At 68.9% G+C, this 26851-nt stretch carries 24 protein-coding genes and 8 pseudogenes; 16 read left to right on the top strand and 16 right to left on the bottom strand.

The window, feature by feature from the left end; all coding sequences use genetic code 11:
* Window positions 1-11: 11 nt before the first annotated feature.
* Entirely contained in the window at window positions 12-233 is a 222-nt protein-coding gene (locus RNB18_RS35370) for a hypothetical protein (protein WP_311718250.1), read from the bottom strand.
* A 391-nt stretch (window positions 234-624) separates the two neighbouring features.
* Between RNB18_RS35370 and RNB18_RS35365 the strand changes: the two genes are divergently transcribed.
* On the top strand, window positions 625-921 hold the full coding sequence (locus tag RNB18_RS35365) for a hypothetical protein (RefSeq protein ID WP_311718164.1): 297 nt from the start codon (window positions 625-627) through the stop codon (window positions 919-921).
* Between the two features lie 190 nt (window positions 922-1111).
* Here RNB18_RS35365 and RNB18_RS35360 read toward each other — a convergent pair whose 3' ends face one another.
* On the bottom strand, window positions 1112-2101 hold the full coding sequence (locus RNB18_RS35360) for an ornithine cyclodeaminase family protein (protein WP_311718163.1): 990 nt from the start codon (window positions 2099-2101) through the stop codon (window positions 1112-1114).
* Window positions 2102-2457: 356 nt separating this feature from the next.
* Here RNB18_RS35360 and RNB18_RS35355 point away from each other — a divergent pair, with 356 nt between their 5' ends.
* The 6 genes and pseudogenes from RNB18_RS35355 (at window position 2458) to RNB18_RS35335 (ending at window position 6788) form a co-directional block, all read left to right on the top strand.
* A complete protein-coding gene (locus RNB18_RS35355) occupies window positions 2458-2829 on the top strand; it encodes an ATP-binding protein (protein WP_311718162.1) in 372 nt (123 codons plus the stop codon).
* Between the two features lie 943 nt (window positions 2830-3772).
* Entirely contained in the window at window positions 3773-4129 is a 357-nt protein-coding gene (locus RNB18_RS35350) for an STAS domain-containing protein (RefSeq protein WP_311718161.1), read from the top strand.
* The gene (locus RNB18_RS35345) at window positions 4126-5058 is read left to right on the top strand and encodes an anti-sigma factor RsbA family regulatory protein (protein WP_311718160.1); all 933 of its coding nucleotides are present in this window, start codon (window positions 4126-4128) and stop codon (window positions 5056-5058) included. Before RNB18_RS35350 ends, RNB18_RS35345 begins: the two co-directional genes overlap by 4 nt.
* 138 nt (window positions 5059-5196) lie before the next feature.
* A pseudogene (locus RNB18_RS53875) lies at window positions 5197-5286 on the top strand (VOC family protein); the annotation flags it as partial.
* Window positions 5287-6019: 733 nt separating this feature from the next.
* Window positions 6020-6271, top strand: coding sequence for a hypothetical protein (locus RNB18_RS35340; RefSeq protein ID WP_311718159.1), 252 nt, complete (start codon window positions 6020-6022; stop codon window positions 6269-6271).
* Between the two features lie 40 nt (window positions 6272-6311).
* A complete protein-coding gene (locus RNB18_RS35335; protein WP_311718158.1) occupies window positions 6312-6788 on the top strand; it encodes a hypothetical protein in 477 nt (158 codons plus the stop codon).
* A 199-nt stretch (window positions 6789-6987) separates the two neighbouring features.
* On the opposite strand, the gene RNB18_RS35330 is transcribed toward RNB18_RS35335, so the two are convergent.
* Window positions 6988-7758 (bottom strand): transposase, encoded by a 771-nt coding sequence (locus RNB18_RS35330; protein WP_311718157.1) that lies wholly within the window; start codon window positions 7756-7758, stop codon window positions 6988-6990.
* Between the two features lie 73 nt (window positions 7759-7831).
* On the opposite strand from RNB18_RS35330, the gene RNB18_RS35325 reads away from it, so the two are divergent.
* The 3 genes from RNB18_RS35325 (at window position 7832) to RNB18_RS35315 (ending at window position 12877) form a co-directional block, all read left to right on the top strand.
* Window positions 7832-8215 (top strand): hypothetical protein, encoded by a 384-nt coding sequence (locus RNB18_RS35325; RefSeq protein ID WP_311718156.1) that lies wholly within the window; start codon window positions 7832-7834, stop codon window positions 8213-8215.
* A 178-nt stretch (window positions 8216-8393) separates the two neighbouring features.
* On the top strand, window positions 8394-8837 hold the full coding sequence (locus RNB18_RS35320; protein WP_311718155.1) for a hypothetical protein: 444 nt from the start codon (window positions 8394-8396) through the stop codon (window positions 8835-8837).
* A complete protein-coding gene (locus RNB18_RS35315) occupies window positions 8834-12877 on the top strand; it encodes a CHAT domain-containing protein (protein WP_311718154.1) in 4044 nt (1347 codons plus the stop codon). Before RNB18_RS35320 ends, RNB18_RS35315 begins: the two co-directional genes overlap by 4 nt.
* Before the next feature lie 307 nt (window positions 12878-13184).
* On the opposite strand, the gene RNB18_RS35310 is transcribed toward RNB18_RS35315, so the two are convergent.
* From RNB18_RS35310 to RNB18_RS35300, 3 genes and pseudogenes are all read right to left on the bottom strand, one after another.
* Entirely contained in the window at window positions 13185-13946 is a 762-nt protein-coding gene (locus RNB18_RS35310; RefSeq protein WP_311718153.1) for a hypothetical protein, read from the bottom strand.
* 81 nt (window positions 13947-14027) lie between these two features.
* Complete coding sequence (locus RNB18_RS35305; protein ID WP_311718152.1) at window positions 14028-15158, bottom strand: ISL3 family transposase; 1131 nt, start codon at window positions 15156-15158, stop codon at window positions 14028-14030.
* A gap of 100 nt (window positions 15159-15258) precedes the next feature.
* Window positions 15259-15600: pseudogene (locus tag RNB18_RS35300) on the bottom strand (alpha/beta fold hydrolase); the annotation flags it as partial.
* 84 nt (window positions 15601-15684) lie between these two features.
* Between RNB18_RS35300 and RNB18_RS35295 the strand changes: the two are divergent.
* Window positions 15685-15936: pseudogene (locus tag RNB18_RS35295) on the top strand (hypothetical protein); the annotation flags it as partial.
* A 64-nt stretch (window positions 15937-16000) separates the two neighbouring features.
* Here the strand turns inward: RNB18_RS35295 and RNB18_RS35290 are convergent.
* The 5 genes and pseudogenes from RNB18_RS35290 to RNB18_RS35270 form a co-directional block, all read right to left on the bottom strand.
* Window positions 16001-16492: pseudogene (locus RNB18_RS35290) on the bottom strand (alpha/beta fold hydrolase); the annotation flags it as partial.
* A gap of 173 nt (window positions 16493-16665) precedes the next feature.
* On the bottom strand, window positions 16666-16953 hold the full coding sequence (locus RNB18_RS35285) for a hypothetical protein (protein ID WP_311718151.1): 288 nt from the start codon (window positions 16951-16953) through the stop codon (window positions 16666-16668).
* Window positions 16954-17216: 263 nt separating this feature from the next.
* Complete coding sequence (locus RNB18_RS35280) at window positions 17217-17612, bottom strand: hypothetical protein (protein ID WP_311718150.1); 396 nt, start codon at window positions 17610-17612, stop codon at window positions 17217-17219.
* A gap of 63 nt (window positions 17613-17675) precedes the next feature.
* Complete coding sequence (locus RNB18_RS35275) at window positions 17676-18197, bottom strand: GNAT family N-acetyltransferase (protein ID WP_311718149.1); 522 nt, start codon at window positions 18195-18197, stop codon at window positions 17676-17678.
* Window positions 18198-18263: 66 nt separating this feature from the next.
* A pseudogene (locus RNB18_RS35270) lies at window positions 18264-18659 on the bottom strand (NF041680 family putative transposase); the annotation flags it as partial.
* 222 nt (window positions 18660-18881) lie between these two features.
* On the opposite strand from RNB18_RS35270, the gene RNB18_RS35265 reads away from it, so the two are divergent.
* Window positions 18882-19412, top strand: a complete 531-nt coding sequence (locus RNB18_RS35265; RefSeq protein ID WP_311718148.1) for a GNAT family N-acetyltransferase — start codon at window positions 18882-18884, stop codon at window positions 19410-19412.
* Window positions 19413-19508: 96 nt separating this feature from the next.
* Here the strand turns inward: RNB18_RS35265 and RNB18_RS35260 are convergent.
* Window positions 19509-19898: pseudogene (locus tag RNB18_RS35260) on the bottom strand (transposase); the annotation flags it as partial.
* On the opposite strand from RNB18_RS35260, the gene RNB18_RS35255 reads away from it, so the two are divergent.
* Window positions 19895-20107, top strand: coding sequence for a hypothetical protein (locus RNB18_RS35255; protein ID WP_311718147.1), 213 nt, complete (start codon window positions 19895-19897; stop codon window positions 20105-20107). The pseudogene RNB18_RS35260 and the gene RNB18_RS35255 sit on opposite strands and share 4 nt — an antisense overlap.
* Before the next feature lie 129 nt (window positions 20108-20236).
* Window positions 20237-20745, top strand: a pseudogene (locus RNB18_RS35250) (IS5 family transposase); the annotation flags it as partial.
* 28 nt (window positions 20746-20773) lie between these two features.
* On the opposite strand, the gene RNB18_RS35245 reads toward RNB18_RS35250, so the two are convergent.
* From RNB18_RS35245 to RNB18_RS35235, 3 genes are all read right to left on the bottom strand, one after another.
* Window positions 20774-21625, bottom strand: a complete 852-nt coding sequence (locus RNB18_RS35245) for an IS5 family transposase (protein ID WP_311718146.1) — start codon at window positions 21623-21625, stop codon at window positions 20774-20776.
* Between the two features lie 550 nt (window positions 21626-22175).
* Window positions 22176-22397, bottom strand: a complete 222-nt coding sequence (locus RNB18_RS35240) for a hypothetical protein (RefSeq protein WP_311718145.1) — start codon at window positions 22395-22397, stop codon at window positions 22176-22178.
* A 169-nt stretch (window positions 22398-22566) separates the two neighbouring features.
* Window positions 22567-23262 (bottom strand): hypothetical protein, encoded by a 696-nt coding sequence (locus RNB18_RS35235; RefSeq protein WP_311718144.1) that lies wholly within the window; start codon window positions 23260-23262, stop codon window positions 22567-22569.
* A gap of 116 nt (window positions 23263-23378) precedes the next feature.
* On the opposite strand from RNB18_RS35235, the gene RNB18_RS35230 reads away from it, so the two are divergent.
* Entirely contained in the window at window positions 23379-25406 is a 2028-nt protein-coding gene (locus tag RNB18_RS35230) for a sensor histidine kinase (protein ID WP_311718143.1), read from the top strand.
* 50 nt (window positions 25407-25456) lie between these two features.
* Complete coding sequence (locus tag RNB18_RS35225; protein ID WP_311718142.1) at window positions 25457-26116, top strand: response regulator transcription factor; 660 nt, start codon at window positions 25457-25459, stop codon at window positions 26114-26116.
* A 225-nt stretch (window positions 26117-26341) separates the two neighbouring features.
* On the opposite strand, the pseudogene RNB18_RS35220 reads toward RNB18_RS35225, so the two are convergent.
* Window positions 26342-26584: pseudogene (locus RNB18_RS35220) on the bottom strand (transposase); the annotation flags it as partial.
* Between the last annotated feature and the right edge of the window lie 267 nt (window positions 26585-26851).

Raw genomic sequence — 26851 nt, 5'->3', positions numbered from 1 at the left:
CCGGGTCGCTCTCACTCAGGGATGACCAGTCCGCGCTCGCGCAGTCGCGGCAGGCAGATCTCCAGGCAGGCTTCCACCGAGGCGGCATCAGTACGCACGAGCAGGTCCTCATGGAAAGGGAGACCGTTCGCGACGAAGGTCCACGGCCTCACTCCGTCACGCATGCGTTCCGCATCGGCCTTGAACAGCACCGTGACGCCCTGCTCGGCCAGCGCCTCCATGACACGCACCACGTCGGCCAATGCTCCACCCCACCTGTTCGAACCGGCGAGTCACGTTACACGGGCCCGCAAGATCCGACTTGACGGCACAGCAACGTGAGGTGTCTGGCTGGAGTTGAGGAGTGGGGAGGCGCGGGATGGGCGGCGTGGCCGGGATGGGCGCGGGCTCGCCGTGTTGCGCGCCGGGGGCCGCCGCGCCGGCCCTGCCCGGGCCGCCGACGATGCTGCGCCCGGGTCAGGAGCCTTCGCATGCAGAACGCCCCGGTCCTCCCCATGGCGGTGCCGCCTCCCTCACCCGGCAATGCCATGTGAGGGTTTCTTAGCCCAGCGGTGACGTTGACGATGCGATACCGGGGCACCTGAACCCGGCACGGTCCATGCGGGTGTCCGGCAGGAGGAGCCAGTGGCCGGTCATGAGGTCTATGCCGCCAGCGCATTGTCGGTGGTGGCCGCGATACTGCTCGCGCGATGGTGCCTGGCGGGCCGAAGCGGCAGGCCGCGCACTGCTGCCGTATCGCGCTGGACGGCGCTGAGGGAGGTTCGGCGCAGGGGATCCACCGTGGCCCAAGCCGAGCAACACCTGCCGACGGACGGGCAATGCGCTCAGGGAGCGGTGCAGGAGGCCGAAAACCTCGTGCACGGGTACTGGCACCAGCTCAGTCCCCTCTACCTGCCCAAGCGCGATCACCACCAGCACTGAGTCGGTCGGGCCAGCGCACGGCCGGTACGGGGGATAGGTCAGTTGCTGAGGGCTTGGCGGAGGGTTTCGCGGGAGTGGATGACGGCTGTCGGCGTACGCGCGAATGTACTCAACCGCGTACGGGTGAATGTGCTCAACCGATCGACCGCGTTGCCGATCCTGCCGCCGTGATCGTTTGCTGGGAGTGGTATTACCGCAGTGTGATCTCCTCGCCGATTGACTGCTCGCGGGCCGAGGCGAGGACCAGGGCCGTGGCTGCGGCGTCCTGTGCTGCGACGCCGACCGACTTGTAGAGGGTGATCTGGTCCAGTGTGGTGCGCCCCGGCCTGTTGCCGGTGATGAGTTCGCCCAGTTCGGCGTGCACGTGGTCGGCTGTGATGAGGCCGTTGCGGATCGGCATGAGCAGGTCGTTGCTGCCCGCGGGGAGCGGGGCAAGCACGGCCTGGCGTGATTCGACGCACACCAGTGCCTCGGTGACTGTGGCGTCGTCGATCTCTCGGCCGGCCGGGTTGTAGCCCACGGACGTGATGTGTACCCCGGGTGTCAGCCAGGAACGGCGGATCACGGGTTCGACGGTGTGCGTCGTCGCGGCGGCGATGTCCGCGCCGTCGAGTGCCTCGGCGTAGCTGGACACGGCCCGGACGTCGCCCTCCAGTGCGGCGGAGAGTTCCTCGGCCAGGGCAGCGGCTTTCGCCGGGTCCCGGCCGGCGACGCGGATCTGCCGGATCGGGCGGACCCGGCAGATCGCGCGGGCGTGGGACCGGGCCTGCACCCCGGTGCCCAGCACTGCCAGCACGGTCGCGTCCTCGCGGGCCAGCAGTCGCACCGACAACGCGGAGCAGGCGCCGGTCCGCGCTGCGGTGATGGCCGTACCGTCCAGCAGCGCGGCGGGCTCGCCGGTGTCCGGATCGAACGCCACGATCAGCGCCTGATGGGTAGGCAGCCGTGCCCCGTCGTTGTGCGGGAAGAGTGACACCAGCTTGGTCATGAGCGCCCCGGCCGACGGCAGGAAGCCCGGCATGGCCGCCAGGAATCCATCGCGGTCGGGCACCAGGGCGGCGACGCGGTCGGGCACCGAAGCGCGGCCGGCAGTGAGGTCTGCCATCGCCGGGGCCAGGGCATCGATCAGCGAGTCCACATCGAGCAGGGCTTCGACCTGCGAGCGGCCCAGAACAAGCATGCGCCTCAACCTCCTGATGCCAGTCATCCGGCCAGCGACCGCACGGCCAAAGCTCAACCGCAACCCCCCATTGTCCCGCTTGCGACACGCCGTCCTTCGTGAGCACGTTCATCCGTACGCGCCTGAGCACATCAGCGTGTACGCCGACAACGGCGTCGACGCGGACGATCTGCTGGGTGCGCATCACGGCTTCGGTGGGCGCGGCCAGGCGTATCCAGTCGCCGGCCTCGGTGAGGCTGCGGTGGGGGCGATGAAGATGTTGATGCCGGTGGAGTCCATGAAGGTGACCCGGCTCAGATCGACCACGGTGTGGGGGCGAGGGTTTCGGAGGCGTCCAGCAGGCCATACAGATCACGGTGGCCCTGGAGGGCGACGGCGCGTGCATCGTCGCGCAGGCCCGCCACATCGCCGCCGGCTTCCTCATGCGCGTCCAGACCGAGCACGGCCTGCCGGTCTCGCAGCGTGCCGTGGACCTCATCCAGCTGGTGGTCAGCGAGTTGGTCACCCATGCCCGCAAGTCCGCGCCGGGCTCGTGGCTGCTGGACCTGCACATCGTCGGCGACGCGGTCGAGTTGGTGGTGTGGGCCTGCGATCCGGTGCTGCCGGTGGCCCGGGCCGCCGACGCGGGCCGGGTGGGCCAGCACGGTCGGGAGATCGTCATGGCTGTCGCTCAGGGCTTCGAAGCGCAGCGGGAGCTGGTCGGCAAGCGCATCGCCGAACGCCGATGAGGTCAAGGCAATCTCCGGGAAAGACAGCGGACAGGGGCACGCTCACACGCCCGCCCTGCTTCCCTGTCAGCATCCATCCGAGTTCAGCCAGCGCGTCGCTGCGCGTGAGTCCCCCGGCAGTAGCTGCCCGGAGGACCCGCGGGGGGCTTTCTTCCCAACCCCACCGGGACGAGTGACCACATGCTTCCAGGACACTCCTGTGCAGACGCTGAGCCTTGGGGGCGCGTAGATCAGCTCGATACGGGCGCATGTGGTGCGGCGCGACGGGTGGCCCTGGGGTGAGTGACGCGGCGGCACGGCATCGATGACCGTGCCGCCGCGCGGCCTTCCAGCCCTCGAGCCCGAACCGCGCCAAGTTGCGCCTGACTGTTGCGCGAGTCTTGGGCGAGAGGCACCCCTGTCCCGGCATGAGACGCATACAGACATATCGGTCGAATGCTGGCAGCCTGTGTGTCCGTCGCTCACCCCGCTGAGGACCCACCGCATGGCTCACGAAACCACACCCGTTCCTCCAGTCCCGGCCCCTCGCCCCGACCTCTCCCTGGCCCAGGATTGCCAGGACTGCCATGAGTGGGGAACCGTCATCACCCCCGCTGGCCACCGCGAACTGTGCCCGGCCTGCCAGCACCCCACCAGCGAAGGCATCGACCTGCACTTGCCTGAGGCAACGACCGACCGCGCGTCCCCTCACCCGTGACGCTCACACCCAGGGTGCCGGTTGCGGCCGACGTCAGCGTCCGGCCCCCCGGAACGTTGCTGTCCGCATCGACATTTTCGGGCTCCGCGATCCCCGAGCGCTATCCGACACCGTCGATGAACGTTGCTCGCTCCCACTTACAGAACCCGGCGTTCTGCCGCCTGGATACACTGCCCCGTCGGGTGGAGCTTTTCCTCTGCCCGTGCCGGAGCGTCGGCAGGCGGCTTGATGTGAAGGAGTCCGAGCGTGGATGCCCCACATACGGTGGGCGGGCCCGCCCCGGCGGTGCCTGGGAGCGCCGCGTTGGAGGTGAGCTCGTTGCCCGGTCGTTCCGGGATACGTGCCCGCGGTGAGATCAGCCTCCGCACGCGCCCGTCGTGGGAGCACGCTCTGTCCGAGCTGGCCCGGCGGCACGCGGGCGTGTCGTACGTGGAGCTGTCGGATGTGGCGTTCATCGACGTGGCCGGGGTGACCGCGCTGGCGGTCACCGCCATGAACCTGCCCGACGGGAGGGTTGTGGTCGAGCATCCCCCACCGCAGCTGCCGCGCGTGTTGGAGATGTTCTGGCCGGGCCTGGACCGGATCGAGGTGGCTCTGTGGTGAGCACGGTGACCACCCACGAGGCGTTCGTGCACCCTGCCCTCTTCTACCGCACCGAGCAGGAGTACACGCAGCAGACGGTGGCCTTCCTGCGCGAGGGTCTGACCAACGGCGAGCCGATGGCCGTGGCGGTGCCCGGCCCGAACCTGGAGCTGATCAAGGCAGGTCTGGGCGGGGACGCCGAGGGGATCCTGTTCCTGGACATGACCGAGGCCGGCCGCAACCCCGGGCGGATCATCCCCAAGGTGCTGCGCGGATTCGCCGACGCCCACCCGAAGGGGCGGGTGCGGATCATCGGCGAACCGATCTGGGCCGGGCGCAGCGCGGTGGAGTACCCGGCGTGCGCGCAGCACGAGGCGCTGATCAATGCCGCGTTCGAGGGCCGGGCGGTGACGATCCTGTGCCCCTACGACGAGGTGCGGCTGGACCCGGAGGTGATCGCTGATGCGCGGGTTACCCACCCGACCCTCATCAGCGGGGAGGGCCATGAGTCGGTCAGCGACGCCTACGACTGGCAGGCGGTCGTGGATCGGTACAACCAGGCGCTTGCGCCTGCACCGGATGCCGCGGTCTTCTCCTACGGTGGTGAGGACTTTCCGGCGGTCCGCCAGTTCGCTCTCGCTCAGGCGATGCGGCTGGGTCTGGCCGGGGAGCAGCTGATGGATGTGGAGCTGGCGGTCGCGGAGCTGACGACCAACAGCGTGGTCCACGGCGGGGGCCGCGGGACACTCGCCGTCTGGGCCGAGCAGGGGCAGCTGGTGTGTGAGGTCCGCGATGCGGGCCGGCTGACCGATCCGCTGGCCGGCCGCCGCCCGCCGCAGCGCGGCCAACTGGGCGGCCGGGGCCTGATGCTGGTCCACTACGTGGCCGACCTGGTGCGGCTGCACACCGGCGACGACGGCACGACCGTGCGCTTCTACCTCAGCCTGTGACAGCGCGCGTGGGCGGTCACCCGGTCCGGGTGGCCGCCCGCCCCGCTTCTTCTTTCACGCCGCAACGAATCGGGTGCACCTCGACATCCACGTCAATGCCGACCAGAAGGCAGCCGAGGTAGCACGGCTGGAAGGCTCGGCGCGCAACTGATCGAGACGCACAGCGACCGTGGACCTATGACGTACGTCATGCGCGACCCGGAAGGCAACGAGTTCTGCCTGCACTAACGATCCAGCCCGGCTGACGGGTGTTCGCGTGCCCCTGACGTGCCCGGTGGGAGAGCAAGCCGCGGGAACGTCGGCGAACGCCTCGCGGACATGCAGCTCAGCGCCCTGCCCGGTCAGGACCCACCCGGTTACGCGGTCTTCCAAAGTGGGGCCGGTCACTCGCGGAACCGTCGCCAGGGATAGCCTTCCGGTCCGTTTGGAACGCTTCGGGAGGCTCCCTGTGCATAGTGCCGTCTTCCTGCTGAGAAGCACGCTTGGCCTAGGTGGCGGTCTCGTGTCCGCATGGGAGCTCAACCGCCAGGCTTCAGGGCCCGGTTGGAGGAAGCCTCGGGTCCTCGCTGCGATGGCGGCTTTGCTCCTCGCCGCTCTGCTCGCCGTCTAGGGAGAACGGCGGCCGGACGCCAGAGAGCAGAACCCGCTCGCGTACACCATTGAAGTACAGCAATCCCACCGACCGCTGCGCTGACCAGCCCACCAGACCTCAGCGACCGCCCCGCTCGTAGATCGCATCGAGGGGTAGCTCGGCCAAAGGGCCGCACAGAGCGCCGTTCTTACTGGCCCTCTGCCCTGCGCCTCCGGTACGACCCGCCGGTCGTATCCCGTCCTGGACAGCCGCAGCAGATCGAACGCGACGAAGTGGGCCGGCCACTCGCCGCAGCCCGGGCCGCCCCGGCACCACGCCGGGCCCGCCGGGTATCCCGGCCGTGACCACGGCTCGGGTACAGGGGAGGGTGTGCAGCTGACGATAGACACGCAGACCGGTACCTATGAGCAGGCGATCGCGGCGGTGCTGGCCGCCTACGTCCTCAACCCTGCCGCCGTGGCGGGCAGTTGGCCGGATGCCCCTACGGCGGTGCCCCGGCCGGGCCCGGAGGGCCCGAGCGGGGAGGACCTGGGGCAGGGCTGGACGGAGCGGATGCTGTTCGCCACCGTCGCCGCCGTGGTGCCTGGCGCCCGGGCCGTGGTGCCACGCGTGGCCAGTTGACTGCACCGCAGTACGCGCCACCAGCTGCGACAGTTACCGCATGGATCGAACACCTGACGTGGCTGGCGAGACGCCCCTGACCGTTGAGGAGTACGAGGCGATACACACGGCTGTTCTGGCCGGTGTTGGGCCTCGCGCTGGCGGACAGCACTGGACGCTCAACTCCCTGCTGGCAGCATGGAGCAGTGTCGTGGAAGACCTGGTGGACGGCTATTCGGACTGTGCGCCGGAGTTTGTCAATGATGTCTGGTGCCGAGGCGCACTGGCCAGAGTCTGGCGGCTGCTGCCCTCCCGGGTGCGGGTGATCCGGCAACGGGAGCTCGACGTGCTCGATGGTCGGTTCCGTGCTGCCACCGTCGGGCGGCCCGATCGGGACGACGAATCGCACCAGTGGTGGGTGCACCGCATTCCACAGATTCTCGAAGCTGTACCCGGGGAGCCGCGATGGCAAGGGTGGCCGATGGGCTGGGACGTCATGCCGTTTCCCAAGCCGGACTCTGTCGAAGTCGTCGAATGAGCATGTGTTGCCGCTGCAGCGGAAGCGAGTTGGTGCAGAGAAGGTCGAAGTGGGCGGAACCGCCTCGTACGAAGAAGTCCAGGACCACGTCGGCGTGAACCCCGAGATGCCGATCGATCCGAAGCGGATCGGCGGGACGCTCACTAAGCGCTGTCCCGTAAATGATCTTTGACGTGCTGGATGAGCTGCCGTTTCTCCGTCACCCGGCCAGGGTGAGGTTGTGCAGGCGGGCGATGCCGAGCATGGCGTGGTGGACGCCGTCGCCCTTGAGGCGGCAGTCGCGGAGGATCTTCCAGGTCTTCATGCGGGCGAAAGCGTGCTCGACGCGGGCGCGGACTTTGCGGTGGGAGGTGTTGTGTTCCTCTTTCCAGTCAGGGAGTTCGGCCTGGCCGGGTTCGCGGCGGTGCGGGATGACCAGGCCGGTGCCGCGGTAGCCGCCGTCCGCGATGACCGTTGTCTTGCCGACGGCGTCCTTCGCGCCGGACAGTTCCCACGCCTTGCAGTCGTTGCGGTTGCCGGGCAACGGGCGGCCGACGGCGACGACGAGCCGCGTGTCGGCGTCGATGACGACCTGGTGGTTGGTCGAGTAGCGGTAGTTCTTCGACTGCTCGGCGACCTGGTGATCGCGGGTGGGGACCAGGGTGCCGTCCACGATCAGCACAGCGTCCTTGCGGAACCGCCTGCGTTGCTGGAGGGCGAGCGCAGGTCCGAGGTGGTCGATGATGCGGTCGGCGGCCGACTTCGACACCCCGAACAGCGGGGCCAGTTGGCGCAGCGTCAGGTTGGTCCGCCAGTAGGCGGCGACCAGCAGAACCCGGTCCTCCAGCGGCAGGCTCCACGGCCGGCCCTTGCGCACCGGGTCCGCACCCTCGCGCCGCAGCGCGGTGATCAGCTTCCCGAACTGTCGCGGGCTCAGCCCGGTGAACGGGGCTATCCAGGACGGCTCCGACGCCGTGATCACACCAGCCACAGCGAGATCATTTCAGTTGCCGTCGCCCTTCCCTCAGGCCGATCCTGGGGACTCGGTCAACGAGGAGGGACACGTGGGTCTCGTTCTGTTCCCAGGAGACGACGACACCAGCAGCCCGGACGTGTCCTGGTCCTACACCGGCTTCGGAGTGTTCCGGCGGTGGCTGGCGCAGTCCGAGGGGTTCGAACTAAACGAGATGGACGGCTTCGGTGGACAGCGCTCCTGGAAAGACGTCTCCACCACCCTGGCACCACTCCTCAATCATCCCGACGCCGACGGCCCCGACCTCACGCCGGGCCAGTGCGCGGCGATCCTGCCCCGCCTGCAGGAGATCGCCGACCAACCTCAAGAGGGAAGCATCGAACCGCTCCTCCAACGGCACCTCGACGACGCCCGCCAGTTCGTAATCGTCCTGCAGCTCTGCCTCGAGAAGGACGTCGACCTCCTCTTCGGCTGACGTCGGTCGGCCCCACCGGCTCACTGTGACCAGCAGTTACGGGACAACTCTTAGCGTCCGCGAATGAAGTGGCGGGCGCGCCCCCCGTGCTCCAGTACGCCGGGGTGAGCATCCGGGCATCGCAGCCGTGACCGCCGGGGGCTTCCAGCACCGGGGCGCAGGCAGTCAACATGGGCCAATGACACAGGAATCCGCCGCGCGGCCGGCAGGGGTGGCGGGGCCCACCCGTTCGATCGAGGCCCTCGTCATGACGTTCATGGCGGGATCCGTGCTCCTGCCCGTCCTCCAGGGGATGGCGGGCAAGGTGGGCGAGGACCTGTACGGGTGGGTGCGCAGGATCCTTCCGGGGAAGAGGGCCGAGGCTGCCGAGGAGCAGCTGATGAGCGACGGCCAGATCGCTCTGGTCGACCGCGCACGCCGCATGATCTTCGAGCTGCCCGCCGATCTCTCGGGCCGTGAGGCCGCGGCAATCCTCAACCTGAGGCTGCCCACCGCCGACGACGCCTGGCTCCTGGTGAAGAAGGACTACGCGCGGCACGTCTGGGTGATCGAGACGGTGGACAGCCCGCCTGCGGCGAGCGTAGATGCGGCGCCGGACGACTCCCCGACCACCGACGAATGACGCGGCAGACGGCCCTCGAGCACCTGGCCCGGCTCGTCAACATGTACGAACGGCTCCGTCAGGGGCCCGAGCTGGCGGCCGTGACGGAGTTCGTGCAGGCGGTGCTGTCGGAGGAGACCGAGCAGGCGCTCACCGTGCTGCACGGCCACATGGCGTTGGAGCGCATTGTGGCGGAGCGGGAGGTCGATGTCGACAGCCTGGACATCGAGTCCATCAATGCCTACGGGTGGGGGCAGTTCCTCCGCGCCGAGGTTCTCCAGGAGGGAGAGGACAGCCTCCTCAGGAGCCAGGCCATGCTCGTCCTGTCGCTGGCGTATCAGTACGATCCCGCGCTCGTCCCTGAACAGACCCTGCCGGCCTTCATCGCGGGGTCCCCCGAGAAGGCGCTCGTACTGGGCTCGTCCAAACTCGACGAGTATGCGCGGTCCGGTGACGCCGCAGCGCTGTTCCTCGCCGTCGAACTGCTGCAAGGTGCGACAGCCGCCGTCGGCCTAGAAGCGTCGGACCGAGAGGAGTGGTTCGAGCAACTCGTCAGCGGCTACTCCTGTCTGTCGGCCCATCACCTCATGCTGTACCTGCGCACCCGGAATGCGGAGCAGCTGGACCAGGCCATCGATGCAGCGCGTCTGGCCGTCGCTCACAGCCCCGAATCCGTCTGGCCCGAGCTGGCCGACCAACTCTCGGACTGCCTGCGCGTGAAGGCTGAAGCCTTCGGCGATCTCGACACCATCGAAGAGGCAGTCACGTTCAGCAGAACGGCGGTCATGCTTTCGGGGCTCAGGGGCCACATCGGTCCCCGGTTCATGTCCCGGCTGGCGGTGGCCCTCCGGGTCGCCTTCGTGATCGCGCCGGGTATCGACCGTATCGACGAAGCGGTCGAGTTCGGGCGCAAGGCGGTGGAGGCTACACCGGCCGACGATCCCAACTGGGCCGCAAGAGCGGGCAACCATGCGACGGCGCTGACCCTTCGCTTCAACATGACCGCCCGCACCGACGACATCGACGAGGCCATCGAGTGGCACACCCGCGCCGCGGCCCACCAGCGTCCCGAGGACCCCGACCCCGGCATGGCCCACTCAAACCTCTGCGAGGCGCTGCGGCTGAAGTACCTGCCGACGACGAACGTGGCCGGTCTGACCCGCGCGGTTGACTCCGCCCGCCGCGCCGTGGAGGTCACCCCATCGCAGCATGCCCACTACGCGCTGTACTGCGGGAACGCCGCCGCTGCCCTCATATCCCTCCTGGAGCTCACCGGTGACGGCAGGCTCGTCGAAGAGGCCCTCCACATGGCCCGGGCCGCGTTCGACGTGACACCCGTGGAGCACGCCGAGTTCCACCGGCGCCTGGGCACCCTCGTCGGCGCCCTGCAGGAGACCGTCCGCCGCACCGGCGACACCGAGGTGTTCGACGAGTGCCTGGACCTCTCACGCCGTGGCATCTCCGCCGTGGCCGCGTCCCATCCCGACCGCCCCGGCATGCTCCTTCTGCACGCGAGCGTGCTGCGGGACCGCTACCTCGTCACGGGGCAGGGCGCCTACCTCGACGAGTGCGTGACCACCCTGCGGAACGCTAGCGAGTCCGTCACTCCCGACCGCTTTGGCAAGGCGCGGATCCTGCGCACCCTGGTCGGCGTCTGGAAGGAAGCGATCGCCGCCAAGGCGGCCACCCCGCGGGACGTGTATAGGGTTGTCGCCGTGATCCGCGGGCTGCTGGAGACCGCCGAGCCGGAGTCGGCCGAACACGGCGAGTTGCTCGTCGCGCTGGCGGACGCGCTCGTCTTCCTCTACCGGCTCGACCCGCGCCCGGAGCTGCTGGACGAGGCCATCGGCGCCGCCTCCGAACTTCAGGTCGGCACCACGGACCACCATGTCCACCTTACCGAGTATCTGATCGCCCAGTCGGATCCCTTCCTGCGGCTGTACGAGAGCTGCAGCGATCCCGCCGCCCTCGACGCGGCGATCCGGACGCTCAAGCGCGCACACAGCCTCCTCGTCGGGCTCGATCACCAGCGGGCGCGGGTGGCACAGCGGCTCGGCGAACTGCTACCCCTCGCCGCCGGCCACCAGGGGCCGACCGTTCTCACCGGCGCCATCCGGTACGCGCGGGAAGCCGTCGCTCTGTTCCCGCCCGGCACCCCCCAGCACGAGGGCGCCCTGACCGCGCTGAGCAGCGCGCTGCAGGACCATGCGAGCAGGACCCGCAACAGGCGTCACCTCGACGAGGCGCTGGGCATCTCCCGCGCGCTCGTCGAGGAAGCGCCGCGCGGCACGGACGAGCACGACCGCTATCGCGTCGACCTGGGCCTCGGCCTGGCGATACAGGCCCGGCTCGACGGCGATCCGAAGCACCTCGACGAAGCCGTCAGCATCTTCCGGGACCTGGCCGCGGACCGGACGATCGACGACGTACGGCGCTCCCGGCGCCTGTTCAACCTCGGACACCTGCTCGAAGGGCGCTACCGCGCCACGGGCCGACGCGACGATCTGCCCGCCGCGGTCGACGCCTTCGGCGAGGCGGCCCGACTCCCCAACGCCTCGCCACTGCAACGGATGAGCGCCGCACGCCGCAGAGCCGCACTCGACGCCGAGCGCGGCGACTGGGAGGCGGCGGCCGAGTCCTACGCCCTGGCGGTCGAGCAGTTGCCCTTCGCCGTCGGTCCGCGGCTGACTCGGGAGGCCCAGGAGGCGATGCTCCCCGACACCACCGGTGTCGCGACCGCGGCGGCCGCGTGCGCACTGGAGCTCGACGATGCACTGAAGGCCGTAGAACTGCTCGAAGCGGGCCGGGCCACCCTGATCTCGCAGGCGCTCGACCTGCGCGGCCCGCTGTCGGCCGTGCACGAGCACGCACCCCATCTGGCCGCCCAATGGCAGCAGTTGCGGCAGGAATCGTCCGTCCCGGGACAGGAGACGCTCGTGCAGCGCCACCGCCGCGCCACGCGATGGGACGGGCTGCGCAGAGAAATCATCGAACTGCCCGGAGTGGCCGAGTTCCTGGCGCCCTCGTCCCGCCGAGCCGTCACCGACACCGCGGCCGACGGCCCGGTCGTCATCGTCAACTCCCATGCGTCCCGCACCGATGCGATCCTCATCGCCAACGGCGACATCGAGGCGATCAGGCTCCCGGCCTCGGCGGAGGACGCCGAACGAGCCGTCAACAGACTGCTGCGCGTCCAGCCGAAAGCCGGCACTGAGGCGGGTGCCGCACGGAGCATGTCTGGCATCCTTGAGTGGATGTGGGACACAGTGACACAGCCGGTCCTGCACACCCTCGGCATGGACACCGTCCGTACGACGGCCGAGGCGCCACGGCTGTGGTGGTGTCCGACCGGGCTGTTCACCTTACTGCCCGTGGCGGCGGCGGGCCATCATAGCTCCACCGACACAGTCCTGGACCGCGTGACGTCGTCGTTCACCCCCACTCTCCGGGCGCTCACCCACGCCCGACGCCCCCGGCCCGCCCACCGCGACACCTTCCTGAGCGTAGCCGTCCCCGACACGGCGGGCCTGCCGCGCCTGGTCGGCGTGGCGACGGAGACCGGCATCCTGCGCGGCCGCTTCCCCGACGGGGTCTTCCTCTCCGGCGCCGACGCGACCGCGCCGCGCGTGCTCGCGCGGCTGGCGGACGCCAGCCGGGTGCACTTCGCCTGCCACGGCATGAGCGATCCCTACAGCCCGTCGTCCAGCTGTCTGATCCTCCACGAAGGCTCCGAGCTGCGGGTGACCGACGTCAGCCGACTTGATCTGGACGCCGAGGTGGCGTTCCTGTCGGCGTGCAGCACGGCCCGGGGCGGCCACGTACTGCCCGACGAGGCCATCACCATCGCCTCGGCGTTCCTCCTGGCCGGCTACCGCGACGTGGTCGCCACGCTGTGGCCGATCTACGACGCGGAAGCCCCCCACCTCGCGGAGTCCTTCTACCAGACGCTCACCCCGACAGCGGGACCCTCCCGAGCCCTCCACGAGGCGATCCACCGGACACGCACCCGCATCCCCGACCGCCCCGACGTGTGGTCGTCGTACGTCCACTACGGCCCCTGAAGGTACGGGCGGTGCGGATCACGGTGACCGACGAGGATCGCGAGCCCATCTGCCACCCCGCCTCCACCACCACGGTCGAGACGAGCGGCCGCGAAAACAGTCCAGACGCAGGGCTGATGTCGGCGGTAGGGACCAATACCCGTGCTCGCCATCGATAGGAGTGTGGAACTCCTCGTTATTCGGCTCTGTCGGAGATCTTGTGACAGAGCCCGTAATTCCCCGCACGGTCACGCTTCTCCATGGGGATGGCGGTTGCGAGTGGATACCCAACGGCAGGGAAAGGCTGAACCCCGCCTCTCCCTGCCGTTCACATGAATAGCGGGTCGACCGGCGGCCATGGGTAGCCCAGTTGCTCGGCATCATGCGAACCTCCCCAGACCTCGGCGGTGGCACGGGGATCGCCTGCGGTCAGCCGCGCTTCAAGGCGCTCGGCTTGGACCGATGGGGTGTCCGCGGAGGTCGGGAGGGTCATCCCGAACTGGAGCCAGGGCAGATCTGCATCGGCCCGGTTACGGGGATGCCTCAGGACGACGTGGATTCGATCGGGTTCCTTGCGGGAGGCCCAGACGCCTTCCAACTCGCAGTCCCACCTGACGAGCCAGTCCCCGCGTCCCCTCAGCCCCGCCTCAAGTAGCCGCGCAACCGCTCCTGCCGGCCACTCCCAACTGCGGTCCTCTCCCGCTCGCAGGACCTCGGCCCCGTACTGACCTGCGGTGAACCGAAGCTCTGGCAGGTCGAAGTCCTGATTGGCCAGGTCGCGCCAACCCGCCCAGACAACATGATCCCCGTTACGCGTGACCGTGATGTACAGCGCGCCACAGCACTCCTCCACGCCGCACCCGGACCAAGCGAGACGAACCTCGTGGGGCGTCGCCGTGGCATGCAACGGCCCGTCCTGGCCCAGTAGATCCCTGGGGCCTACTCCCAGGTACCGGGAGCCTCCCACGCCACCGGGGACCACCTCGGCCAGAAGATCCCGGCCATTGACGATCGGGCGGACCTCCACGCCGCCCTCGTCGGGTGCAGGGCACACGATGCTCAGACTGAGAAGGTCCGGTCTCATGGTCATCGGCCAATGATCGCGGAGCTGGCTCGCAACTGTCAGGTGAATTCGTGTGGCCTCCGCTCAGGGCGGTAGTTCGGGCCGCCTTCAGGCACGCTGGCCCCGGAGACCCCTCCGGAACGACGGGATGGCAGCCTGGGGAATTACGGGCTCTGCTGGAGATCCGAGGTTCGAGGCCCGGTTGGTGGCCTTGACCAGCAGTTCCTCCAGGCTCTCGGCGCGGGCGAAACGTCGGACGGTGGAGTGGTCCAGCCGCAGTTCCCGCCGGATCGCGGCCAGCGACTTCCCCTCAGCTAGGCGCTGCTGGACGGCCTCGTAGCGTTCGGTGGTGCGGGCCACCAACCGCCGGGGGCGGCCCAGGACATCGAGCGTGCCATCGGGCGGGGCGACGTCAGGCTCCGGCTCCGATGACTCCGCTGTGACCAGGGGCGTCGGGGGCGACTCCGGGAGGTCGGGGGTCGGGGTGAGCGCGGCGCGGATGCAGGAGTGGTGGGCGCCGACGGTCTTCTCTACGGCTTCGGCGAGGTTGCGCCACAGGTGCCAGCCGTCGGCAACCTGGAGGGCCTGCGGGGCCCCGGTGCGAGCGCCTTCGGCGTAGGCGCCGGCCCGGTCGCGGCAGATCACCTCGATCTCGGGGTGGTTGGCGAGCCAGGAGGCCAGGGGTTCGGCGTCCCAGCCGGGCAAGACGTCCAGCGGGCGGCGGGCCTCCAGGTCCACCAGGAGGGTCGCGTAGGAGTCGCCCTTGCGGAGGGCGAAGTCATCCACGCCCAGTACTCTGACCAGGCCGGACGGCGGATCCGGCACGGTATTGAGCAGGCCCAGGAGCACGTCCTTGGCCACCGGCATCCCCAGCAGCACGGCCAGCCGGGCTCCGGGACGCCCCGCCAACACCATCGCGATCGACGACAGTATCCGGCGTAACAGCAGCGTGTATCGGGCGTGCGGCCGGGTCAGGCCCTCCACCTGCTCGGCGAACGTCACCGCGGCACAGCGGGAATTACGGCACTTGAACCGCCGCACCACGAACTCGATCACCACCGGCGCCAGCCCGACCGGCGCATCTCGCAGCCGCCGCGTGTACCGGCCGTGCACCCGCCAGGACGCCATGTCGCACTCCGGACACCGCACCGGCAGCGTCCGGCACGACGTACGAAACGTGACCACCCCGGCGGCCCGCTCCACCGACTCCACCACCACACCGGCTAAATGCGGCAGCAACCGCCCCAAATCCCCTGAACCGCATACCCAGTTGATGCCCAGTTCAGACTGGCTCTGTCACAAGATCTCCGACAGAGCCGAAATACGTGATCGTTCACAGGCCGGGAAGGGCTGCGCAGAGCAACGCAAGGGCGTTCACCCGGTCTGGCCACTGCGCGGCGATCTCCAAAGCGACGTGCCCGCCGTACGAGGAGCCCACCAGTGTCGCCCGCGCGATGCCCAGAGTGTTCAGGAGGGCCAGCACATCCTCGGCGTCGCTGTGAGGCCGGTCCGGCGCTGGAGTCTCACCGAAACCCCGAAGGTCACAGCGCACCAGCCGGTAACCGGCGTCGATCAAGGCTGGCCACTGGGCATCCCACATCCGCCGGTCACAGACCCCGGAGTGCACCAGCACCAGCACCAGCACCGGACCGTCTCCGGCCACGTCATGAGAGACCGTCATCCGGCAGACCCTACGCAGCGGTTGCTCAAAACGCCTCTCGATAGCATGGCCACCGCCTCGCCCATCAGCCCGGCGAACCATGCCGGTCACAGCACCGACAGCGACCTCTACATGGACCGCCGCAACTACGTGTGGGACAACCGCTCCGACACCACGGCCCTGCGCAACGACCACGGCCGCTTCGTTGACGACGAGTCCTGGGGCGGACGCCATCACCACGGCGGTGGCCGCCGCCGCTGTGCGCCTCAGCTGCTGCTTGCGCACAGCAGGAGGTGGGCGACGCGGCCGGGATCGTCGGACATGGGTGAGTGCCCGCAGCCGTGTAACCGGAGATGACGTTCCCCGGCAGGAGTCGAGTCGCGCGGCGTGCTTGGTGCAGCGGTGTCAGGAGATCGCGGGTGCCCCATGCGACGGTGACGGGGACACCGGGGGAAAAGCCACGGAGCCGGTAGCTTCGGGCTGCGCGGCGGGTGGCTTCGAAGCCGGGTGAGCGGGCCAGGTTGCGAAGGGCGCCATCGGCTGCCTGTGCTGTCATCTGCCGGGGCCGCGCGACGAGTTGCCAGAATGCGAGTGTGCGGCCCAGCGGGTTGCCGGTCACTCGTGCCGTGCGCCCGCCGAGGCTCTGCGCCATCATGCGCGAGCCGAGGGCATAGGCCGCTTCGGGGCCGGTCCACAGGCCGATGGGGGACAGGGCGACAGCGTTGCTGACGGCACCCGTCCGGGCGAGTTCGAGTGCCACGGCCCCGCCGAGCGAGTTGCTGACGACGGGCGGGCGCGGGAGGCCGATTGTGGAGAACCACCTGGCGACCTCGCCAGCCAATGCGTGGACGGTGAGGGTGGTGCCGTCCGGCAGGGGTGGGCTGTCGCCGAATCCCGGGAGGTCGACGGCCACGACCTCGCGTTCGCGAGCAAGCAGGTCGATGACGGGCCTCCCGGTCCGGCTGGCGGATCACGACCAGGGCCGTGATGGGTGGTTGTCAACCGGGTCGATCGGGGCTTGCGCACGTCGGGCGGGCGTCCACGCCCGGCGGGGACGGGCAGAGCACTGCCCCGAGGCGGCTGCACCTAGGCGGACACATATGTGAGTGCCGGATACACCTCCGGGTCGCCCTCGACACCGGCCTCACGGAGGATCGGAACGAGGATCTCGGCGAAGCGGTTGAGGGCCTCCTCGGACTCCCAGACGTCGACGACGCGGAAGGTGCTCTCGCCCTGTCCCGCGATGTGTGCGAGCAAACCTTCTACGGGCCAGTCAGCTGGAGACTCCATCCGGTTCTTGCCCCCCGTCAACTTGCGGTTGGTCTCCTCGTACTGCTCCTGTGTGAACTCGGGGGAGATGAGGACGATCGGCATTTGGGTCCTTCCAGATCGCGGAGACGCGGCATGGGGCTGCCACGTCTGGGCCGGGATCAGGCGACGGCGACGTCCGCCTGTTCACATAGCGATCCTGGGCCGTGTCGCATCATCGCGCATGACTTGCTGCTCCACACGAGACGGAGTCACGCCCGTCGGGGACCCTGCGGACGACGGTGCACTCGTCCTGCCCGGCTCAACGCTCCGGGCGCGGATCAGGTCACTGAGGCGTCAACCGGCCGCGTCAGCGTCTTGATCAGCGGCTACTCGTCCACGTCAGCACCGGGCACCCCACGGTGCAGCGGCCCCAGATCTCCATACAGGGCGGCATGGAAGGCGGCGGCGAGCTCGCGGGCCCGCCCCTCGCTTGGCACGCCGTGCAGCATGAAGTACACCGGGCCCGCAAAGGCATCCGAGTTGGTCTCCCGCTCGCGAACCAGGCGGACGATGGCGGCCCGCAGGGCGGCGTTCACGGCGTCCTGGACGACGTGGCCCGGGCCGGCGGTCAGCGCGTCCGCCTTCACCGTCCACCACTCACCCTCGCGTTCAATACCCACGAACACCGCACGCTGCGCCTTGGCCGCCCGGTATGCAGCCTCGAACCTGTTGGTGGCATCCGGGATCAGATGGCCAGGGCAGGGAATGGGCAGCTGCTGCATAACGGGCATCGTGTCAGGAATCGGCCTGATTCGTCGCAAGCGTTCCAGAGTGCGGACGAGGGGCTATCCGACGTTCGGAAGTTCGCAAACAGGCACTGACCTTGTTGTTTTACCTCCGGTGCCTGTGGCGTCGCGGAGCCGAGTGCTCGGGCAGAGGTAGAAGAGTTCGGGATCTCCTTCGTCGAGGCCGTGGAGGAGACCGACCGGGTGCCAGCCGGCGCGTTGTAGTAGTTGCTGCATGGGGTGGTTGGAGACGTTGGTTGAGGTGAACAGCTTCGTGGTGGTGCATACGGACTCGACGGCCGTGAGGAGACGTGCGCCCACACCTCGTCGGCGGGCACTGGGGGCGACCATCAGCATGGTGACGAAGCCCTGCTCGAAGAAGGTGTACTCCAGCACGCTGTAACCCAAAGGTCCGGATGAATCTCGGGCCATGAGGGCCACACCCTGTTCGCACCACCGCCGGATGCTGTCCCGTCGTGTGTGATCGCCTGCTGCCGTGACGGAATCGATCTTGGCTAACGCGGCCCAGTCCGATGGATCCGCGCGGTCCACTTGAAGCCCGCTGAGGTTCTCGACGTCCATGGCATGCATCGTGGCAGCGTATGGGCGGTTGGTGCTCGCCTATTGAGTTCGGCGGGGCTTGGTCCCCTACTTGTGGTGTGCGGGACGGCTGCATGCCTCGCCGGTGCGAGGACACGTCCCACCTCGTGCCGGGTGGCTGGGCGGTGGTTCTTCGAGCCGAGCGGTCGACCGGGGCCGGGACGGGACGGTTTCGGTGCACCGGCCGGGGAGCGTCGCCGACAATCACCAGCCATGTCTGTCGGCCGGCCGCCTCCGGGCTGCGGAGCCTGGGCCTGTTCCACCCGAGTGTCTGCTTGAACAGGCGGAACGTGTGCTCGAGACGAGGAAGGACTGCCAACAGCGGTTCACGTCGTTCGCGGTGGCGGCGGTGCCCGACCACCACAACCAGACCGGCTTGTTCACCCCGCCACTGGGGAGCTTCTCCACGGTCGGGCGGATGACGGTGCCCTCGATGACGGGCACATCCCGGTGTACCTTCCCTCGAACCCCTGCGTGGATCCGGACACGGCGCACTTCTGCAACGCGCCCGACAAGAAGCCCGACCCGTTGTGCAGCCATTACGCGTATCGAAAGTAGATCTTGATTGTGGATGATCATGCGTCATCGGGTGTGATGCGGTCTCGGGCCATGAGCCAGCACAAAGAGCCTGATCACATGGGGTGTGCGAGTGTTATCGTCGCCCGCATGCCTGAACTGATCCCACCCACCGGTCGACTTCAGCCCTCATGGCTCGCGGCGCGTGACGAGTGGTCTCCAGGTGCTCACCAGGCCGGTACTGGCTTGGGCCTCATGCCTGAGGCTGACCTCGACGACCCCGCCGCCTTCTCGGCGTGGGTAGAGCAACTGCAGCAGCAGTCGGACAGGTCAGTTGCCCTGGGAGATGGGTGGGTCCACGCCACCCACTGGTGGATCGTCGAGGACGACAGCTATCTGGGAGCCATCGATCTGCGGCACCGGCTGAACGCTTTTCTGCTCCATAGCGGCGGGCACATCGGATATAGCATCCGGCCCTCCGCCCGAAAGCGCGGCCTGGCCACGTGGGCTCTCGGGGCTGTTCTCCCCGAAGCCCGTGCGCTCGGTCTGGGCCGTGTCCTCATCACATGCGACGACGACAATGTCGCATCGGCGCGCACCATCGAGCGCAATGGCGGCGTTCTGGAGGACGTCCGCACCACCGACGAGGGCATCAAGCGCCGCTACTGGATCACACTGTAGGCAAGCGGTGTGGTGGTGCTTTACAGTCACTCGTTGATGGCCGCGACCAGCACGGTGGCCTCGTAGCCGACCGAGAGCTTGATGCCCCTATGGATGTCAAGCAGCTGCTCTTGGCTTGTCCATATTCGGTCGGAGCGTGACGATCGCCTGGTAGATCTCGCGGGCGACGTAGCGTTTGAGGCAGCGTATGGCTTCGCGGCGTGTCTTGCCTTCGCAGACTCGGCGTTCGATGTAGGCGCGGGTGCGGGTATCCCAGCGCATCCGGGCCAGGACGATTGTGTAGAGGGCGGAGTTGGCCTGGCGGTCGCCGCCGCGGTTGAGTCTGCGGCGCTGGGTCTTGCCGGAGGAGGCTTCGACGGGGCTCGCGCCGCAGAGAGCGGCGAAGGACGCCTCACTGCCCATCCGTTGCGGGTTGTCCCCGGCCGCTGTCAGCAACGCGGCAGCGGTGTCGGGGCCGACGCCGTAGACATGAAGGAACGCACGTGCTCGGCAAGTGCCGTCAGTTCTCCCGCGCCACCACCCCGGAGGAGATGTTCACCGGGCAGTGGCAAAACCGTGCGACCAGGCTCGACGCCTACAAGCCCTACCTCGATCAGCGCTGGCAGGAAGGCTGCACCAACGCCTGGAACCCGGCAGCTCGGGATGACCCTCAACACGATCCTGCGCTTCGGGGCAGTTGGCCAGGACGGCTTTGAGCTGGAGCCGGTCAGCCTTCGGGCAGGGCGTCGGGGTGGGTGAGGAGCCAGCGGGTGACGGCGCGGGCCGACGGCGGCCGGGGGCCGACCGGTTGGGGTTTGCCGCGAAGATTCCTGCTGACGTAGTCGTCGCGGGCGGTGATCGACTCCTCCCATGTGCGGGCAGCTCGGCGCGGCCCAAAAGCGGGCCCAGCCCGGTCGACCGCGCACGGCCGGGCAGCAAGCACCACGTCCTCACCGACGGCCAGGGCATCCCGCTCGCGGTGTCGCTGACCGGCGGGAACCGCAACGACGTCACCCAGTTGCTGCCACTGCTGGACAAGGTTCCGGCCGTGGCTGGCGCAGTCGGACGACCCCGGCGACGGCCCGACGCGCTCCTCGCCGACCGCGGCTACGACCACGACAAGTACCGCCGCCTGCTCCGAGCACGCGGGATCCGCCCGGTCATCGCCGAACGCGGCGAGGAACACGGCAGCGGCCTGGGCACCTTCCGTTACGTGGTCGAGCGCACGATCGCCTGGCTGCACGGCTTCCGCCGCCTGCGGATCCGCTGGGAACGGCGCGACGACATCCACGAAGCTTTCCTCGGCCTCGCCACCTGCCTGATCACCCACAGGCACGTCCAACGCCTTTGTTAGGACCTCTAAGAGAGCATCTGATCAGTGTTCACGCGGATTTGAGTGGAATGTCTGTTTCGATTCGCCAGGTTGGTGTGGATTCTCCGGTCAGTTCGCGGGACATTTTGTTAGCCATGGCCCAGTGGATCATCGTCCGGGATCTCTGCGGCAGGGCTTCGTAGTCCCGCGCCAAGCGGCGGTGCTGCATCAGCCAGCCGAAGGTTCGCTCGATCACCCACCGTTTCGGCAGCGGCTCGAACCCCTTCGAACGCGGCCGCTGAACCACCTCGACATCGATGCCCAGACCGGCGCCGTGGTTGAAGATGCTGTTCTGGTAACCGCCGTCGGCCCAGACCTTGGACGCGCTGGGATGTGCCGCAGCCAGGTCATCGAGGAGGAGCTTGCCGCCGGTGGTGTCGTGCACGTTCGCGGCGGTGACCAGGACGGCCAGCACCAGACCGAGCGTGTCCGTGATCAGGTGGCGCTTGCGTCCTTTGATCTTCTTGCCGGCGTCGATGCCCTGGCTGGTCTCGGCGACATTTGCGGAGGTCTTCACGCTCTGCGCGTCCACCACCGCCGCGGTGGGCTCCGCTCGGCGGCCGTGGAATCGGCGGGTCTTGTCGCGTAAAAGGTCGTGGACCTGCTGGGTGGTGCCGTCGGCTTCCCACTTCGCGTAGTAGTCATAGACGGTCTTGTACGGCGGGAAGTCGTGCGGCAGGTACTCCCACGGGATGCCGGTGCGGTTGACATAAAGGATCGCGTTCACGATCTCTCGCAGATCGTGCACCCGGGCTGCCGTTCCGGGTCCGGTCCGTCTCGCCCGCCAGTCCTTGAAGACCGGCTCGATCAAGGCCCAGCGGGCGTCGGACACGTCACTGCCGTACGGACGACGAACACTCACGCCTCATCCAACGACCGCCAACAGCACCAGTCACAAAACCATCCCAGAACACCAACTACCTAGATCAGATGCCCTCTAAGCCACAGAGGTCGGCGGGGCCTCAATGACCGCGTCAAGCGCGAGGGGCGCCGGCCGCCGGGGGAGGAGGCGCCCGTCATCTACGACGGACCCGCCACCATCGGCGGTCGGTGAGAACTTCAGAACGCTTGGGGTCACCAGGTGTTGAGGTTGGCCCGGGAATGATCAGCGGGGTGTCCAGGCAGAGGGGGTCACCTGGGAAGGCGCAGGGGTTGGTGCCGCTATCCGACGGTCCTGGTAGGGGCGTGTCCGTCGTGTCGGAGTCGTAGCTGCACTGGTCCGAGCTCTGGGTGGCACAGTCGTAGCTGGGCGGCGGCTCAGGGGGAGGGTCGTCGTCGCATGCGACGGCACCCATCAGGAGCGCTCCGGAAAGGGCGCTGATTGCGGTGAGTCGCAGGTTCCTACGCATGGATTCCTCCGTTGGTCCGTTGTGGTCTGCCTGGGTGCCACCAGGTGGCGCTTCGTGCGGTGTTCAGTTCCCCAGCACCCCTGCGGGTGCGGTGTCGGCATCTCTTAGCTGTTGGACGGGATCGTGGCCGGGTGGGCCGTGGAGGGGCGTGCCGAAGGCGCTGGTGTGGTCCTGAACCCCGGTGTACGGCGTCACTTGCGCGTCGATGCCGTCCAGCACCTCGATCAACCACGTGGCTACGACGGCTCCAGCCGAACCGCCGACGGCGATCCTCAAGGCGGTCATCCGATGCCTCGCCAAGAGGCCTGCACCGTCGGCCGCTTTGTCCACGATGGCCCGCCTGCCATACCGGTTTCGTCTTCACGACTCTCGGACAGGAGCTCTGAGTCTTCGGGAGTGCCGTCCGCGCGGCACCGGCCGTCTCCGTCCCGCGTACCCCCTCCCGTGCGGAGGGTCAGCGGACGATCGTGCTGCGTCCGGCCGCGAGTCCGGTGAACGCGATCAGTAGCCACACCGGCCCGACCACGCCCTGGAAGCCGGGGAGTCCGGTCGCCCCCGCGAAGACCGTGACCGCCAGTACCGGCAGCAGGCTCAGCACGCCGATCCAGCGCGATACGGTGCGTTCGCGCAGAGCCATCCAGGCGATCGCCCCGGCCGCAACGACCACACCCAACCAGCCGATGTAGCCACCGAAGTCATTGAGCATGAAGTACACGAACAAGCCGTCGTCGCTGAAGGACTTTCCGTTCATGCCCGCCGGCAGATAGATGGCCAGCGCTCCCTTCCAGCCGTATCCGTACGTCAGGCCGGCCGCCGAGGCCGTCAGCGCGCCGCTCACCACATGCGCCGCCGTACTGCCCGGTACCCGCGGTTCCACCTGCCGGCGCCAGGCCGCTGCAAGTACGAGCAGGAGGGTGACGGTGATGAACCCCGCCACCAGGCCCAGGTGGGCGGTACCGCGAGACACCTCGTCCAGGATGGATGCATCGACGCGTTCTGTCTCTGTGACGCCCGTCCGCGGATCGGCGACGAGCGTGGCAACGACACCGAGCAGGCCTGCCGCGACCCCGTAGAGCGGCCACTTGGCCCGCCCGTTGCCGCCGCCGGACTGGACCGCGCCAGCAATTGCTCCCGGATCCACTGCTGTCATGACTCTCAGCTCCTCTGGATGTGAACGGTTGAGCAGCACTGTCCACGCGGCGGCGTCCCGGGCAACAGGGACACCAGTCCCTTTCGCCCGGGATATCCGTACGCCACCATGTCCCCATGGGCTGGGGGGACCGAGGAAGCCGACGGGACCGCGCGCTGCGCCGTGCCGCGTACGCCGTCGCGGGAGTCGGCGCCGCGAGCTGCGTTGCCACCGTGCCGGCGCACGCGGTGCTGTCCCGGCAGGTCGAGCTCAGCGAGCTGTTCTGGAGCGATCTGGTGTTGGGCACGGTGTGGCCACTGCTCGGCGCGGCGGTGGCCCGCGTCCAGCCGCGCAATCGGCTGGTCTGGCTGATGATGGCGCCCGCGCTGATCGGCCCGTACCACCTGCTCACCTACTACGCCGGCTATTCGCAGCTGGTCGCCGAACACTCCTTGCCCGGCTGGCAGTTCGGGGCCTGGCTGGGCTGCTGGGGGTTCGTGGGCTACTACTTCGCGACCCCTCTGGTGCCGCTGCTCTTCCCGTACGGACGGCTCGGCACCCGCCCGCGCCGGGCGCTCGCGTGGAGCGTCATCGCTGTCGCCACGACCGGCACCCTCGCCGCGATGCTGCGTCCGAGCGGCACCGACCCGGTGCCCGCCCTGGCCAACCCGCTGGGTGTACGGGGCGCGGAGTGGCTGCACACTGTCATGTACGTGTCCGCCGGTACATGCATGGCCGCCGGCACCGCCGCAGCCTGCTTCTTCATCGTGTTACGCACCCGTGCGGCACTCGGCGTGGAGCGCTCCCAGCTGCAATGGCTGATGCTCGGTGGCCTCTTGATGGCCCTCTCGTTCACCGGCGTGGGCTTCACCACCGGGCAACTCCCCCAGCTGCTGACCGACCTGCTGATGGTGGCCGGGCTGCTCGGCCCGCCGGCGGGTATCGCCGTGGCGATGCTGCGCCACCGCCTCTACGACGTCGAGGTGGTACTCGGCCGGGCCATCGTCTTCACCCTGCTGAGCGGACTGGTCCTCGGCGTCTATCTGGCCGTCGTCGCGGGCGCGGGCACTCTCGCGCCCGGTTCACCCGCCGGCACGGCCGCGATCGCCGCGGCCGCGCTCGTTGCGGCAGCCGGGCGGGGGGCGGTCCAATCGGCCGTGGACCGGCTGCTGTTCGGACACCGCCACGATCCGTACGCAGTGATGGCCCGCGTCGGTCGCCACCTCGCCCCCGCCTCGGAACCGGCCGAGGCCATGCGACTCCTGGTCGACGAGCTCCGCCGCGCCCTGCGCCTGCCGTACGCGGCATTCACCGGACCGGCCGTGACGGCGACCTCCGGCATACCCGTTCCCGGTGCGGGCTGGCGGACCGTGCCCTGCCTGGCGCTCGGCCGCCGTGTCGGCGAACTTCACCTGGGGCGGCGGCGTGCGGCCGAGCCCTGGACCGCGCAGCAGCGGGCCGCGGCCGAGGAGGTCGCGGCGCGGGCTGCGACCCTCGCGTACGCGGCGGGGCTCGTCGAGGACGTGGCGCGCAGCCGGGCCCACATCGTCGCCGTCCGGGAGGAGGAACGCCGCCGGCTCCGCGCCGACCTGCACGACGGCGTCGGCCCCTCCCTGGCCGGTACCGCCCACCAGCTGGACTCCTTGGCCCGCAGGGCCACTGACCTCGGGCTCGCGGACGCCATCAGGGTGGTACGGGACCGGCTGCGCACGACAGTCGGTGATCTGCGCACCGTCGTGAACGGCCTGCGCCCCGCCGTGCTCGACCAACTCGGTCTCGCAGGCGCGCTACGTGAACTGCTCGCCGGCTACGACGTTCCCACCTGTCGCTGCTCGGTCACAGCTGCCTGCTCCGAACTCCCCGCCTCCGTCGAGGTGGCGGCGTACGCGATCGCGGCCGAAGCGGTGGGCAACGCCCTCAAGCACAGCGCATCGGGTCGTCTCACCCTCACCGCCCACGTCACCGCCGGGTTTCTCGTACTGACCGTCGAGGACAACGGCTGCGGCATCCCGCCCCGCCACCGTGCGGGCGTGGGCCTGCGCAGCATGGGCGAACGCGCGGCGGAAGTCGGTGGCCGGCTGACGATCACCCCGGCCCCGGGCGGCGGTACCTCGGTGCAGGCCAGGATGCCGCTCCCCCAAGAGGAGACACATGCCACTGCCTGACCGACCGCGAGCGCCCCTTGGGGGGCGGACGCCCATACAGGAGGGGCGAGATGAGCCAGCCGCAGCCTGTGACCGTCCTCGTCGTCGACGACCACCCCATCTTCCGGGCCGGGATGGCGACGGTACTCGGCGACCTGCCCGGCGTCACCGTCATCGGGGAGGCCTCTGACGGAGCCGAAGCTGTTGCCGCCACCGCACGGCTGCTGCCGCACATCGTGCTCATGGACTTGCGCATGCCCGGGGTGGGCGGTCTCGAGGCGACCGCCCAGATCACCACCGTCCATCCCGAGGTCGCGGTCGTCGTCCTCACCATGGACGAGGATGACGACTCGGTCTTCGCAGCGCTGCGCGCAGGGGCCTGCGGCTATCTGCTGAAGGAGGCCGACGGCGCGGACGTGCACCGGGCCCTGCTGGGCGCCGCACGCGGCGAGGCCGTCTTCGGCCCCCGCATCGCCCAGCGGGTACTCGCCCATTTCGCCTTGCCGCACGCGGCCCGGGACACGTTGCCTTTCCCTCATCTCACGGACCGGGAGCGGCAGATCCTTGATCTGCTCTCCCGCGGCCTGGACAACGCCTCCATCGCCCGCCGCCTCTCCCTCTCCGAAAAGACGGTACGCAACCGGGTCAGCGATGTCCTGGCCAAACTCCGCGCCCGTACTCGCGCGGAAGCCGTAGCCCTGGCCCGGGACGCAGGCCTAGGCCTGCCGTGAGGCCGACCCTCGCCTGGCCCGGTCCTGCCAGGCGACTGGATACACGGGCTGTGGCGAGGGGGACGAAGAGTTTGCTGAGGCCGGCGGCTTTGAGGATCCGCGGGTGCCAGGGGCGGACACAGACCAGTGCGAGGTGGCCGCCTCGTTCCAGGGACCCTGCGCTGCGCCCGGGACCGGGTGACCACGCCGTGGCCGCGCACTGAGAGGTCGTTTCCTCCCGTTGTTTCATCCTGGTATGCGGATTTGATCCGGTGATGTCGGGTCGCGCCAGGAGATGGTGTTCTCGCCAGTGAGGCGGCGGGCCATGAGGTCGGTCATGGCGAGGTGGATCATGGCTTCGGAGCGGGCGGGGAGGGTCTCGTAGTCTCGCGCCAGGCGGCGGTGGAGCATCAGCCAGCCGTAGGTCCGCTCAACCGTCCACCGCTTCGGGATCGGGGTGAAGCCCCTGGTCCCGGGGGCGCGTTGGACACCGTCCGCGTTATAGGGCGGGAATGGACGGTTCCAGACGGCGTCTGACCGACTGACAACCTTCTGAAGTTCGCGGGCGCTTCGGGGCGATATGGCCTGCATCACGGTGTCTAGCCTCGATCTTGCATGAGGGTCCGTCAGCTTGCTGACGGACCCTTTCTGCTTGTTCGCGGTGGGGCTTTCTGCAGGTGGGCATGCTGGTGGCCCGGCCTGTCGCGCCGGGTAGGCGCCGGGTTCCACGGCTCCGGTCGGTGGTGCTGCTCGTAG

The sequence above is a fragment of the Streptomyces doebereineriae genome, from assembly GCF_031845645.1.
GTDB lineage: Bacteria > Actinomycetota > Actinomycetes > Streptomycetales > Streptomycetaceae > Streptomyces > Streptomyces canus.
The sequence above is the reverse complement of the archived record's forward strand: the minus strand, read 5'-3'. Positions and strand labels throughout refer to the sequence as shown.

Coding starts and splice junctions, on each gene's coding strand:
- RNB18_RS35230 (WP_311718143.1), top strand. CDS start 23,379: ATGGGCTGGGGGGACCGAGGAAGCCGACGGGACCGCGCGCTGCGCCGT.
- RNB18_RS35320 (WP_311718155.1), top strand. CDS start 8,394: ATGACACAGGAATCCGCCGCGCGGCCGGCAGGGGTGGCGGGGCCCACC.
- RNB18_RS35225 (WP_311718142.1), top strand. CDS start 25,457: ATGAGCCAGCCGCAGCCTGTGACCGTCCTCGTCGTCGACGACCACCCC.
- RNB18_RS35285 (WP_311718151.1), bottom strand. CDS start 16,953: ATGCCGATCGTCCTCATCTCCCCCGAGTTCACACAGGAGCAGTACGAG.
- RNB18_RS35240 (WP_311718145.1), bottom strand. CDS start 22,397: ATGACCGCCTTGAGGATCGCCGTCGGCGGTTCGGCTGGAGCCGTCGTA.
- RNB18_RS35335 (WP_311718158.1), top strand. CDS start 6,312: ATGGATCGAACACCTGACGTGGCTGGCGAGACGCCCCTGACCGTTGAG.
- RNB18_RS35265 (WP_311718148.1), top strand. CDS start 18,882: ATGCCTGAACTGATCCCACCCACCGGTCGACTTCAGCCCTCATGGCTC.
- RNB18_RS35360 (WP_311718163.1), bottom strand. CDS start 2,101: ATGCTTGTTCTGGGCCGCTCGCAGGTCGAAGCCCTGCTCGATGTGGAC.
- RNB18_RS35315 (WP_311718154.1), top strand. CDS start 8,834: ATGACGCGGCAGACGGCCCTCGAGCACCTGGCCCGGCTCGTCAACATG.
- RNB18_RS35275 (WP_311718149.1), bottom strand. CDS start 18,197: ATGGACGTCGAGAACCTCAGCGGGCTTCAAGTGGACCGCGCGGATCCA.
- RNB18_RS35235 (WP_311718144.1), bottom strand. CDS start 23,262: ATGACAGCAGTGGATCCGGGAGCAATTGCTGGCGCGGTCCAGTCCGGC.
- RNB18_RS35310 (WP_311718153.1), bottom strand. CDS start 13,946: ATGACCATGAGACCGGACCTTCTCAGTCTGAGCATCGTGTGCCCTGCA.
- RNB18_RS35280 (WP_311718150.1), bottom strand. CDS start 17,612: ATGCAGCAGCTGCCCATTCCCTGCCCTGGCCATCTGATCCCGGATGCC.